The sequence below is a fragment of the Variovorax sp. 01T439_2 genome (genome assembly GCF_056398445.1).
In genome coordinates this window covers 1-11,735 of record NZ_JBFTPJ010000063.1, presented here as the reverse complement: position 1 = coordinate 11,735, position 11,735 = coordinate 1, and the positions used below count along the sequence as shown (strand labels likewise).

Here is an 11,735-nt window from a genome sequence, read left to right as displayed (position 1 = left end):
CTCCGGGCTTACCAAGTTGTTCTGCAGCAGCCCGTCGTAGGAAGTGAAGGCCAGCGCCAGCACGGCCCAGCCCGCCACCAGCCGCCCCTCGGGAAACTTGGCGCGCAGCGCCTTGCGCAGGTTCACCGCGAAGATCAGCACCGTGACGGGCAGCACCGCCAGGTTGAGCAGCGGCGTGAAGAGGTAGAGGCTGGGTATCGCCCTGGACACATGGGGCAGCGTCGCCATGCTGCAGGCCAGCGCCAGCCCCACCGACAAGCGCGTGAGCCAGCGCGAGGGCTGCTGGTGCAGGCGCTGCAGGAACAGGTGGATGAGGATGATCAGCCAGAGCAGCGAAGCCACGGTGATCCATTCGAACCACTCGTCCGAGACCAGCAGGTAGTCGCCGCTCACGAAGTAGTGCAGCATGCGCAGGAAGGCCATTGCCGAAATGGCGAAGAACAGCAGGTAGAGCGATTCGCGCCGCTTGCCCAGCCACACCGCGAAGGCAAAGGCACCCACCGCCAGGAAGGCCGCGCTGCCCATGAACGGCAGCTGCACCTGCAGCAGCTGGCGCAGCAGGTAGCGCCAGCTCAGCGAACCCTCGCCGCCCACCCACACGGTGGAGAACCCGCTCCCGCTGCTGGGCAGGCGGTCGACGCGGATCAGCACCGACGCCGGGGACGGCGTGTTCGCCGCCGCATTCAGCGGCAACAGCAGCGGATGGTTGTAGCCGTTGTGCACCGCGCTGCCCTGCGACTGGTAGAGCAGCACGCCATCGCCGTACACCGCGATGCGGCCCAGGGTCTTCCAGCGCGGCAGGTACAGGAGCAGCGGCTGCCGCGCCGGTGGCGCCAGCCCGGACAGGTCGATGCGGTACCAGTCGGTGACGGTGCGCACACTGCCGGCCGGCGTGGGCACCAGCTCGCGCGCGGCCGTGCGCGGCAGGTCGACCGTCTGCCATCCCTCGCGCGGCAGGCCGGCGTCCTCGATGCGCCGCGGCGGAGCCGAATAGCCCGTGCCGGGAACGGACAGCAGTTCGGCCCGCGTGATCTGGACCGCGCCGCCCTGCTGCGGCGCCGCATCCGTGGCCGGTGCGCCGGCGGTGCTCGCACAGGGCAGCAGGGCCAAGGGCAGGGCGAGCCACAGCGTTGCGGTCCACCGGCCAAGGGCAACGCGGGATGGTTTCATCAGGACACAATTATGTGCTCGTCAAAATTTTCCATTAAATGGAAAAGAACGGCAAATTCCCTGCGCGGTCGAGCGGTGCCGAGGGCGGGCGCTCGTCTGCCGGATTCCGGTGGTTAAGGGTTTGCACCAGATCGCCAAGAAAGCAGCCAGAAAGATAATTTCCATTCATTGGAACTAATCGCAAAACTTTCATGGCCGAGCGTCCTTCATTGACAGGTGTCTTCCCTGTTCTTCCCACGCCCTTCGATGCCCAGGGGCGGCCCGACGCGGATTCGCTGCGCAGGCTGGCCGAATATCTGATCCGGTGCGGCGTCGATGGCATGACCTACCCGGGTGTCGCCAGCGAGGTGGGCCAGCTGACCCCCGACGAACGGCAATCGCTGCTGGGCGTCGTGCTGGCCGAGGTGGCTGGCCGCGTTCCGGTGATCGCGGGCGTTTCGAGCGGCGACACCGCGACGACCGTTCGCCTCGCGGCGGAGGCAAGCGCACGCGGCGCGGCCGCGTTGATGGTGGCGGTGCCGCCGGACCGCAAAGGCGCGGCCGAGCAGATCGCCTATTTCAGCGAGGTCGCGCGGGCCGCCGAGGGGACTGCGCTGATGCTGCAGAACGTGCCGCCGCCGGTAGGTGCGGGGCTGGACCCCGAGGTGGTGCTCGAAATCCTCGCGGCGGTTCCGTCGATCCGGTATGTCAAGGAGGAAACGCTGCCGAGCGGGCAGCGCCTTTCGGTGCTGCGCGACAAGGCGCCGGCCAGCCTGCTGGGCGTCTTCGGCGGCGCGGGCGGGCGCTACATCACCGACGAACTGCGCCGCGGCGCGGCCGGCACCATGCCCGCGATCGAGCTGGCGGAGGTGCACACCACGCTCTTCAAGGCGCACCGCGCGGGCGACGCCGACCGGGTCCGCGCGCTCTTCACGCGCATGCTGCCGGTGCTGAACGTGCAGGCGGTGTTCCGCTGGTCGCTGACGAAGTACGTGCTCAAGAAGCGCGGCCTCATCGCCGACACGCGCCAGCGCATGCCGGGCCCGCTGCTCGACGCGCAGGACATGGCGGATGTCGACGCCTTCCTGGCGGACATCGCGGACCTGCTGCTGCCGCAGGACCGGCTGCCATGACCGGCTTCGCGAAGATCGCGCAGGTCGAGAGCTTCATCGTCTCGCTGCCGCGCGACACGCCCTACCTCGGACCCCTGGGGCCCGGCGAGAAGATCAACGAGCGCGGCTACCTCGTGCGCAGCGGCAATCGCGCGATCTATCCGTCGACCGACATGTCGGTGCTGATCAGGATCACCGCCGACGACGGCACCGTCGGCTGGGGCGAGACCTACGGCATCGTCGCGCCCGACGCGGTCACGAGCATCATCGACGACGTGATCGGGCCGGTGATCGTGGGCCGCGATCCGCGCGACGCGGTGGTGATCCAGGAAGACCTCTACGACCTGATGCGCGTGCGCGGCTTCTTCGGGGGCTTCTACGTCGATGCCATCGCGGGTGTCGACATCGCGGTGTGGGACCTCTTCGGAAAGCTGGTGGGCCAGCCCGTGGTCAAGCTGCTCGGCGGCCAGCGGCTCCAGACCGTGCCGGCCTACGTGTCCGGCCTTCCGGGCGCGACCCTCGCGGCCCGGCTCGAGCTCGCGCGCGGCTTCGTCGCCAAGGGCTTCGATGCCTTCAAGTACCACGCGGCCGTTTCCTTCGATGGCATCGTGGCCGAGATGCGGACGCTGCGCGAAGGCCTGGGCGACGGCGTCAGGCTGATGGTCGACCTGCACTGGAAGTTCACCGCGCAGGAAGCGGTGCAGCTCATCGACCAGCTCGCGCCCTACAGGCCCTACTTCGTCGAGGCCCCCTGCCAGCCCGAGGACATCGAGGGCCAGGCCCATGTGGGCGCGAGCGTGCGCGTGCCGCTCGCGCTGGGGGAGGAGTGGCGCACGGTCTTCGAATACCGCCCTCGCCTGGAGCGGCGCGCAATGTCGATCGTGCAGCCCGAGATGGGGCACACCGGCATCAGCCAGTTCATGCAGATCGGCCGCATGGCCCATGCGTTCCACATGAAGGTGATCCCGCACGCCAGCATCGGCCTGGGCATCTACCAGGCCGCGAGCCTGCACGCCACGGCCGCGCTGCCCAATGCGCCGATGCACGAATACCAGCACTCGGTCTTCGACCGCAACCTGAAGTACGTGCGGACTGCGATGCGCTGCGACGCCGGGGCCTTCCATCTGCCCGAGGGCCCGGGCCTGGGCATCGAGCCCGCCCCGGAAGTCTGGCAGTTCCTCAGAAAGAAAGGCGCTGCGCAATGAAGGCGTCATTGATCGCCATCGACTGGGGCACTTCCAACCTGCGCGCGAGCCTGCTCGATGCGCATGGCGGCCTCCTCGAAGCCCGCAGCGCACCCGGCGGCGTAATGGCCGTGCCCGACCGGCGTTTCGCCGAGGCACTGCTGGCGCTGTGCGGCGACTGGATCGACGCGCATGCGGTGCCGCTGATTGCGAGCGGCATGATCGGCAGCCGCCAGGGCTGGCAGGAGGCGCCCTATGTCGCCTGTCCGGCCGGGCTGCCGGCCGCCGCGGCGCAGCTGGTGCGGGYGGAGGTCAGGCCCGGTGCGGTGCTGCACATCGTGCCCGGCATCCGTTGCATCGGCATCGACGGCGTGCACGACGTGATGCGCGGCGAGGAAACCCAGCTCTGGGGCGCAGGCCTTGCGGCCGGCGACTGCTGCGTGCTGCCCGGCACGCACAGCAAATGGGCCTGGCTGGGCGAGGAGGGCAAGGTCGAGCGCTTCGAGACCTTCATGACCGGCGAGTTCTATGGCCTGCTGACGAAGCACGGCATCCTCGGCCGGCTCATGGCGTTCGGCACGGCGCGGCCCGAGACCTTCGATGCCGGCGTCCGGCTGGGCCTGGCACAGCATGGCAACGCATTGCACGTGGTGTTTGCGGCGCGCACCGCCGGGCTCATGGGCGACATCGATCCGGAGGGCCTGCCGGACTATCTCTCGGGCATCCTGATCGGCCTGGAGATCGCGAGCGCGACCGCGCGGCATCCGCAGCGCAGCGTCACCTTGCTGGGTGACGACGACCTGTGCAGCCGCTACGAAACCGCGCTTGGCATCGCCGGGGTGGACACGCGCCGCGCGAGCGACGGGGCGACCACGCGAGGGCAATGGCGCGTCGCCCTCCAGGCTGGCCTCGCGAAGTACATGGCATGAACGGCGTCATTGCCATCAATTCGCTGATCGAGTTCAAGGAGACAAAGATGGTGTTCCACAAAGACAAGAGATTCGTCCTGCGTCTCGCGCTTGCCTGCGCGCTGCTTCCCGCCTTCGGCGGCGCGCAGGCGCAGTCTGCGCCGGCGGCTGCGTATCCGTCCAAGCCGATCAAGTTCATCGTGCCGGTGCCGGCCGGCGGCGCCRCCGACGCCATGGCCCGCATGATCGCCACGCACCTGCAGACCGCGTGGGGCCAGGCCGTGGTGGTCGACAACAAGCCCGGCGCCGGTTCGAGCGTGGGGATGGCGGTGGTTGCCAAGGCCGCGCCGGACGGCTACACCATCGGCATGGGCAATGTCGCGGCCAACGCCATCAACCCCGCCGTGCGGCCCGAGGCCTTCCCCTACGATCCGGTGAAGGACTTCGCCGCGGTCACCATGGTGGGCATCACGCCGCTGATCCTGGTGGTGAATCCGCAGAAGGTGCCGGCGCGCACGCTGCCCGAGTTCCTCGCGTACCTCAAGGCGCACCCGGGGCAGCTCAGCTATGGCTCTTCCGGCGCAGGCTCGGCGCTGCACGTGGGCATGGAACTCTTCCTGCAGAAAACCGGCACCTCGATGGTCCATGTCGGCTACAAGGGCTCGGCGCCCATGCTGACCGACCTGCTCGGCGGACAGGTCGATGCCGCCATGGATGCGGCCGCCACCTCCTGGCCGCAGGTGCAATCGGGCAAGCTGCGCGCGCTGGGCGTCTCGACGGCGCAGCGGGTGTTCTTCGCGCCCGAGCTGCCGCCCATCGCCGAGTCCGTGAAGGGCTTCGAGATGAATCCCTGGCACGGCGTCATGGCGCCGGCCGGCACGCCGCCCGCCATCGTCGACAAGCTCGCGGCCGAGATCCAGGCGTTCCTGCGCCTGCCCGACACCGAAGCCAAGCTGCGCGAGCGCGGCGTGGTGCGCGTGGGCTCGAGTCCCGCGGAGTTCGCGAAGAGCCTGCGCGATGAAGCGGCCTTCTACAAGAAGCTCGCAGCCGACGCGGGCATCAAGGCCGAATGAGCCGCCGGACCCGGGACCGCGCCATGCGAGCTTCGGCAACTGCTTTCCCGCTTCCGCGCCGCGCCATGCTCGGCCTGCTGGCCGCCTCGGCGGCGCCGTCGCTCTGGCCCGTGCCTGCCCGCGCGCAGGAGGCGTGGCCCACGCGGCCCCTCACCGTGATCGTTCCCTTCGCGCCGGGCGGCGCGGGCAATGGGTCCGTGCGCATCCTGGCCGAGCTGATCGGGCCGCGCATCGGCCAGCCGCTGGTGGTCGACAACCGGCCGGGTGCGGGCGGCATCACCGGCACCGCGATGGTGGCCTCGAGCAATGACGACCACATGCTGCTGATGGGCAGCACCACCATGACCATCCTGCCGGCGCTGCGCAGCGACCTCGGCTACGACGTGCAGCGCGACCTGCAGCCGGTGGGCATGATCTCGACGCAGCCGCTGGTGCTGGCCGTGGGCGCTGGTTCGCCGGTGCGCAGCCTCGACGATCTCGTGGCGCGCGGCCGCGCGGGCGAGCTGAGCGCCGGCAACAGCGGCGTCGGCACGCTCTCTCACCTGGCCACCGAGCTGCTCAACCGCAAGCTCGGCACGCGCCTGCTGCCGGTGCCCTACAAGGGCGACAGCGTGCTGATCCCCGATGTCGCGGCGGGCACCGTCTCCGTGGGCGTGATGAATCTTCCGGTCGCGCTGCCGCTGGTCCAGGCCGGCCGCCTGCGCGCGGTGGCCGTCACCTCGGCGCAGCCCCTCGCGGGCCTGCCCGGTGTGCCGGTGCTGCGCTCGCTCGGCCAGGAGTTCGTCATCTCCGGCTGGGCCGCACTCTTTGCGGGCCGCAAGGTGCCCGCGGCGGGCGTGGCGCGGCTCGAGAAGCTGCTGCGCGAAGCCATGGACACGCCGGCCGTGCGCGAGCGCTTCGCCAGCTTCGGCGTGACGCCGTCGGCTTCGACACCATCGCAGCTGCGCGAGTACGTCCGCAACGAAACCGCGCGGTGGGGAGACGTGGTGCGCAGCCGCGGCATCAAGCTCGAGTGAGGCGCGCGGGCGCCGGCCTGCAGGAAGGCTCCAACTAGAATTCGGCTGCCCATGTTCCGCTCTTCGGAACTCCTTCCCACGTATTCATGACACGCACCACCGGAGCGATCTCCAAGGGAGACAGCACATCCCAACGTCCGGCGGCTGAAACGCACGACCAGGCATCCGATTCCGCGCGGCCGTCGACACCAGGTCTCGGCGTGCTGGAAAAGGCGATGAACCTGCTGAACATCGTGTCGGCACGCCGCACGCCGATGACCTTCACCGAACTGCTGCGCGCCTGCGACCTGCCCAAGGCCACGCTGCACCGCATCCTCGCGACGCTGGTGCGCGAAGGGCTGCTGCGGCACAACGCCTACGATAAGACTTTCCAGCTCGGGCTGCGCCTGCTCGAGCTGGCACACGACGTATGGAGCGAGTTCGATCTGCGCGTCGCGGCCCAGGACGAGCTCGCGCGGCTGCGCGATGCGCTGGGCGAGACCGTGGAACTCACGGTGCTCGATGGCCGGTGCGTGGTCATCCTGGCCAGCGAGCCGGGGGACGAGGCGTCGGGCGCACGCTCCGCGGTCGGGCAGCGCTTGCCGGTGCATGCGTCCGCGGCGGGCAAGGCGATTGCAGCGAACCTCGATTCCTCGGGCCAGCGGCGGCTGATCCAGGCGCTCGACCTGGAGCGCTTCACGCCGCGCACGATCGTGACGCCGACCGAGCTGCATGCCGAATTCGACCTGGTGCGCGCACGCGGCTATGCGATCGAGCAGGGCGAGCGCGCGCCGGATCGCGCGGCAGTGGCCGCGCCGATCTTCGACTACGAGGGCCGTCCGATCGGTGCCGTCGCCATCAGCACCGATGCGAGCCGGCTGGACGCGGCGCGCGCCCACACCCTGTCGTCCGCGCTGATGGGCGCCGCCCGCAGCATCACCCACAGCGCGGCGGGCAAGGCCATGTCCATTGCCACCCAGTCGCCGCCCGAAACCACCTCGTCCGTCGAAGTGCGCTGCGTGAGCGAAGTGCGTTCGCTGCTGGGCGAAGGACCGATGTGGTCGCCTCGCGACAATGCGCTCTACTGGGTCGACATCCTCACGCCCTCGGTGCACCGCTACGACGCCGCGACGGGCGTGGACACCGAGACGCCGCTCGGAACCATGGCGAGCCTGGTCGTGCCCAAGGCCAGCGGCGGCCTGCTGGTTGCAACGCCAGGGGGGATCATGGCGCTCGATCTCTCCACACGGCGGCTGACCGCCTTCTGCCACCCCGAAGCGGGCCGCACCAATGTTCGCTACAACGACGGCAAGTGCGACCGGCGCGGGCGGCTGTGGGTCGGTTCGATGGACATGGCCGCGGCGGCCAACCGGGGCCACCTGTTCTGCGTCGAGGCGAACGGCAGCTGGAAGCAGGTCGACACCGGGTTCACGGTGCCCAACGGCATTGGCTGGAGCCCCGACAACAAGACCATGTACGTCACCGACACGTACCGCCAGACCATCTACCGCTACGACTTCGACCTCGCCTGCGGAACCGTTGGCAACCGGCGCCCGCTGATCACCATCGCGGCCTCCGACGGCAAGCCCGACGGCCTGACGGTCGACGACCAGGGCTGCCTGTGGATCGCCCTCTGGGACGCCTGGCAGATCGCGCGCTTCTCGCCGGAAGGCCAGCTCATGCAGCGCCTGCGCGTGCCGGTTCCGCGTCCCACCAGCTGCTGCTTCGGGGGCGACAACCTGGACACGCTGTTTGTCACGAGTGCCTCCTTGCGCCTGAGCGAGGAGCAACTGGCGACCGCGCCGCTGTCCGGTTCGTTGTTCGCCATTCAGCTGCCGGATGCGCGGGGCTTGCCCGAGGCGGCATTCGCTGGTTGAAGTGCGCCGTGCGCCGTGCGCCGTGAAGCCTCAGCGTGATGGAAGCTTGCCCGGCGATCTGCGCCGCGGMCTGGGTGTCGACGCCATGTAGATCGCGAGGGCAATGCCAATCGCACTGACGCACAGCGGGGCAACGACCGAGAGCCATCGGCTCCGCTGCACCGGCGCCGCCGCTGCTTGCGGCCGGCGCGCGGGTGGATCTGCGCGATCGAGCTGCACGGGCAGCACCTCGGCGTCGAACATGTAGCCGCGCCGCGGCGATGTCGCAATCAATGTCGCGCCGTGATCGCCCAGGCGGCTGCGCAGTTCGCCGATGCAATGCACGAGCGAGTCGTGCGTGACCACCACGTCCGGCCACAGGCTGTCCATCAACTCCGTCTTGCCGATGAGGCGCTGGGGATTGGCGAGGAAGAAGCGCAGCAGCGCATCGGGCTTGGGGCTGAGCGGGATCAGCGTGCCACCCTGGCGAAGCTGGCCGCGTTCGAAGTCGAACTCGAAGCCCGCGAACTGAACCGCTGTTGCGACTCCGGCTCGGCCCCGCAAGCTTGCGGATGCGAGCGGATCTCGCTCATTGGCTGGTGGTTGCCGTTCGTACATGGACGCATCTCTCGAGATTGCCGCAGTGGCATTGAACACAGCGAACCGCTCGGAGATTCTGTTCCTGTTTGCTTCGCTCCGGAAGGCCATGAAGGCTTTTCTCTTCGCGAAATCATCGCCACATCTTCGCAGTTCGGTCCTGAAGAAGCTGCGTGCTTCACCTATCGTGGATGGGTGGCATTCGCCGCAGGTTCGGGGAGCTCATCGCGTAGGTACCCATGTGCTCGATCGGAGCGAATCATGCAAGTGCGAATCTTCTGCTCGATGTTCTTCAGCGCGATGGCGCTCTTCCCACCGATCGCCCACGTGACCGCAGCCGAGGAACGCGTCTACCTGGGCAAGGCCGAGATCGAGAGCGTGCTCATCGACAAGGGCATCGAGTCGAGGAACCGGTCGACGGGCATGGTGTCGCACTGGATCTTTCGGCCTGACGGCCGTGTCGAGTTCGCCAACAAGAGCGGACCGGGCAGCGCCTCGGGAACATGGGTGGTCCAGACCGACGGCTTGATGTGCGTCACGATGCTCACTCGAACCGGCTGCCGCTATTGGTTTCGCCAAGGCAGTACGTTCGCCAATGCGCTGGGCAAGGAGCCCGACTCGCCACTTGTTGMAGAGATCGCGTTCGAGTAGCCGAAGGTATCCGGCGCTGCACCCAAAGCCCGCAGAGGCAAGTATTCTTGCGCCGTCGCAGATGCGACGGAGGCAACGGACATGTACATCGAACAAGGCGGCGAAGGCCCGGACCTGCTCCTCTTGCTGCACGGAATGGGCGCGACGGGCGCGGTGTGGTCGCCCATGTGCGCCGAGGCCGGTGCCCGCTGGAGCGGCCGCTGGCTCGTGCCCGACCTGCCCGGCCACGGCCAGTCGGCCCGGCAGGACTCCTATGCCATCGGCCAGTACGCCGCCAGCGTGGCGCGCGCCGCGCTCCCGCACATCCGTCCCGAGGGCCGCTTCGTGGTGCTCGGGCATTCGCTCGGCGGAGTGATCGCGCTCGCGCTGGCCACGGGCTGGTTCGGCGTCGCGCCGCACTGGGTGTTCGCGGCCGGCATCAAGCTCGCGTGGAGCGACGACGAGCTGCGCCGCATGGAGGCGCTGGCGTCACAGCCCGCCAGGAAATTCGCCACCGAACAAGAAGCGTGGGACAGGTACCTCAAGGTCTGCGGCCTGGCCGGCATCGCCGATGCGGCGGCAGCCGTCGTTGCGCGGGGCATCGCGCGCGACGCCGACGGCTGGCGTCTTGCAATGGATCCCCGGGCCCATGCCGTGGGCAAGCCGCCGGTGCCCGAACTGGCGGCGCTCGCGCGCTGCCCTGTCCACCTTGCCCGCGGGCAACACGACGCGCTGGTCACGACGGCGCAGACCCGCGAGATCGACCCCGATGCGCGCGAGCTCGGGCCGCACGGCCACAACGTGATGGTCGAGGCCCCCGCTCAGGTCTGGGATTGGGTGGCCTCGCTCAGCTGAGCGAAGCGAATCGGCACCACCCTTGCTTCGGCCGCGCGCGCCCGCAGCTGGCCGCAGCCGCCGTCGACATCCTGCCCGGCCGAATGGCGCAGCTTGGTCAGGATGCCGCGCTGGTGCAGCGTGCGCGCCATCTGTTCGCAGCGCCCCAGCGAGGGGCGGCTGAAGGCCACGCCCTCCACGGCGTTGAAGGGGATCATGTTCAGCACGCCGAACTTGCCGGAGAGCAGCCTCACGATGCCTTCGATCTCCTCCGGCCCGTCATTGATGCCTTCCAGCAGCGTCCACTGGTACTGGATCGGGTAGCCGGTGGTCCGGGCGTAGCGCTCGCCTGCGTCGACCAGTTCCTCGGGCGTCATGTTCGGCGCGCGCGGCAGCAGCTTCTTGCGCAGGTCGGCCTTGGTGGTGTGCAAGGAGAGCGCGAGCGCGGGCCTGACACGCGCCTGCTGCAGCCTTTCGAACGCGCGCGGATCGCCCACGGTCGAGACACCAGGTTCTTGTGGCCGATGTTGCCCACCGTGCCGAGCAGCTCGATCGCCTCCATCACGTTGTCCAGGTTGTGGGCCGGTTCGCCCATGCCCATGAACACCACCTTGCGCACCGGCCGGCGCATGCGCGCGAGGGCGACCTGCGCAATGATCTCGGCGCTGCCGACCTGGCGCAGCAACCCGTCGCGCCCCGTCATGCAGAACTGGCACTCGACCGCGCAGCCCACCTGCGACGAGACGCACAGGCCATCCCGCGGCAGCAGCACGCTCTCCACCGTCTGGCCGTCCGCCAGCGCGACCAGCAGCCGCTCGGAACCATCGGCGCCGGGATGCACCGCGTGGATGCGCGCCAGGCCTGCAAGCTCCGCTTCGATGGCGGGCAGGGCCGCCAGCAGCGACGACGGAAAGAAGCTCGCCGGCAGGCGTCGGCCGCTGTTGCGGGGCAGTGCGTGGGACCACAGCCGCAGGATGCGCTGCTCGTGGCTGGGGCCTGCACCGGCTTCCCGCAGTCGTTGTTTCAGTTCGTGGATTCGCATGCGTGGGTCATTTTGGTGCCGCCTCGTCCCGGCCGTGTCTCAGCCGCATTTTTGGAAGCGCCTGCATTCGGCGGCCGTCGGGATGTCAATGTGTTCTCCGCGTCGTGAAGGAAATGAGGCAGCCTGCGATTTTGCCAAGACGGTTCGCCGACCCCGTCCACCTTGGGGCGACAAGACGCGCTCAGGTGGCGTGTGCCGACGCAGCCAGCGGCTGGACTGCCAGCCGCAACCCCATTGCCTTCAGAATGGCCGACGAGCTGCTGAGCGCCGGATTCCCCTTCGGAGCAAGCGTCCGATAAAGCTGTGTCGGGTTCAGGTGGGCCTGCTCGGAACAGCCTGAACCCCACCCAAAGCT

Annotated in this window: 9 protein-coding genes and 3 pseudogenes; 8 read left to right on the top strand and 4 right to left on the bottom strand. The window is 68.9% G+C overall.

Annotated features, from left to right (window positions below):
* Positions 1-1,170: pseudogene (locus AC1DOC_RS05105) on the bottom strand (sensor histidine kinase); the annotation flags it as partial.
* A gap of 191 nt (positions 1,171-1,361) precedes the next feature.
* Here AC1DOC_RS05105 and AC1DOC_RS05100 point away from each other — a divergent pair.
* The 6 genes from AC1DOC_RS05100 to AC1DOC_RS05075 all read left to right on the top strand — a co-directional run bounded on the left by AC1DOC_RS05100 (position 1,362) and on the right by AC1DOC_RS05075 (position 8,298).
* The gene (locus AC1DOC_RS05100; RefSeq protein ID WP_015866062.1) at positions 1,362-2,282 is read left to right on the top strand and encodes a dihydrodipicolinate synthase family protein; all 921 of its coding nucleotides are present in this window, start codon (positions 1,362-1,364) and stop codon (positions 2,280-2,282) included.
* Positions 2,279-3,466: a mandelate racemase/muconate lactonizing enzyme family protein gene (locus tag AC1DOC_RS05095; RefSeq protein WP_015866061.1), complete on the top strand. Its 1,188-nt coding sequence runs from the start codon at positions 2,279-2,281 to the stop codon at positions 3,464-3,466. Before AC1DOC_RS05100 ends, AC1DOC_RS05095 begins: the two co-directional genes overlap by 4 nt.
* Positions 3,463-4,374: a 2-dehydro-3-deoxygalactonokinase gene (locus AC1DOC_RS05090; RefSeq protein ID WP_478129487.1), complete on the top strand. Its 912-nt coding sequence runs from the start codon at positions 3,463-3,465 to the stop codon at positions 4,372-4,374. The genes AC1DOC_RS05095 and AC1DOC_RS05090 overlap by 4 nt, the downstream gene beginning before the upstream one ends.
* Complete coding sequence (locus AC1DOC_RS05085) at positions 4,371-5,426, top strand: Bug family tripartite tricarboxylate transporter substrate binding protein (RefSeq protein ID WP_478129486.1); 1,056 nt, start codon at positions 4,371-4,373, stop codon at positions 5,424-5,426. The genes AC1DOC_RS05090 and AC1DOC_RS05085 overlap by 4 nt, the downstream gene beginning before the upstream one ends.
* Before the next feature lie 23 nt (positions 5,427-5,449).
* The gene (locus tag AC1DOC_RS05080; protein WP_041945812.1) at positions 5,450-6,442 is read left to right on the top strand and encodes a tripartite tricarboxylate transporter substrate binding protein; all 993 of its coding nucleotides are present in this window, start codon (positions 5,450-5,452) and stop codon (positions 6,440-6,442) included.
* A gap of 86 nt (positions 6,443-6,528) precedes the next feature.
* Positions 6,529-8,298, top strand: coding sequence for an SMP-30/gluconolactonase/LRE family protein (locus AC1DOC_RS05075; RefSeq protein ID WP_230537875.1), 1,770 nt, complete (start codon positions 6,529-6,531; stop codon positions 8,296-8,298).
* A 30-nt stretch (positions 8,299-8,328) separates the two neighbouring features.
* On the opposite strand, the gene AC1DOC_RS05070 is transcribed toward AC1DOC_RS05075, so the two are convergent.
* A complete protein-coding gene (locus AC1DOC_RS05070) occupies positions 8,329-8,985 on the bottom strand; it encodes a winged helix-turn-helix domain-containing protein (protein WP_478129485.1) in 657 nt (218 codons plus the stop codon).
* Between the two features lie 150 nt (positions 8,986-9,135).
* Here AC1DOC_RS05070 and AC1DOC_RS05065 point away from each other — a divergent pair, with 150 nt between their 5' ends.
* Both AC1DOC_RS05065 and AC1DOC_RS05060 read left to right on the top strand, forming a co-directional pair.
* Positions 9,136-9,525 carry a hypothetical protein gene (locus AC1DOC_RS05065; RefSeq protein ID WP_478129484.1) on the top strand — a complete coding sequence of 130 codons (390 nt, stop codon included), beginning with the start codon at positions 9,136-9,138 and terminating at the stop codon, positions 9,523-9,525.
* Positions 9,526-9,606: 81 nt separating this feature from the next.
* Positions 9,607-10,359: an alpha/beta fold hydrolase gene (locus AC1DOC_RS05060; RefSeq protein WP_018905787.1), complete on the top strand. Its 753-nt coding sequence runs from the start codon at positions 9,607-9,609 to the stop codon at positions 10,357-10,359.
* On the opposite strand, the pseudogene AC1DOC_RS05055 reads toward AC1DOC_RS05060, so the two are convergent.
* Both AC1DOC_RS05055 and AC1DOC_RS05050 read right to left on the bottom strand, forming a co-directional pair.
* Positions 10,326-11,380, bottom strand: a pseudogene (locus AC1DOC_RS05055) (RNA methyltransferase). The gene AC1DOC_RS05060 and the pseudogene AC1DOC_RS05055 overlap by 34 nt on opposite strands.
* A gap of 181 nt (positions 11,381-11,561) precedes the next feature.
* A pseudogene (locus tag AC1DOC_RS05050) lies at positions 11,562-11,735 on the bottom strand (helix-turn-helix domain-containing transcriptional regulator); the annotation flags it as partial.

Bases quoted from the DNA above. Each gene is read 5' to 3' on its own strand.
- AC1DOC_RS05075 (WP_230537875.1), top strand. From the start codon at position 6,529: ATGACACGCACCACCGGAGCGATCTCCAAGGGAGACAGCACATCCCAA.
- AC1DOC_RS05080 (WP_041945812.1), top strand. From the start codon at position 5,450: ATGCGAGCTTCGGCAACTGCTTTCCCGCTTCCGCGCCGCGCCATGCTC.
- AC1DOC_RS05100 (WP_015866062.1), top strand. From the start codon at position 1,362: ATGGCCGAGCGTCCTTCATTGACAGGTGTCTTCCCTGTTCTTCCCACG.
- AC1DOC_RS05095 (WP_015866061.1), top strand. From the start codon at position 2,279: ATGACCGGCTTCGCGAAGATCGCGCAGGTCGAGAGCTTCATCGTCTCG.
- AC1DOC_RS05060 (WP_018905787.1), top strand. From the start codon at position 9,607: ATGTACATCGAACAAGGCGGCGAAGGCCCGGACCTGCTCCTCTTGCTG.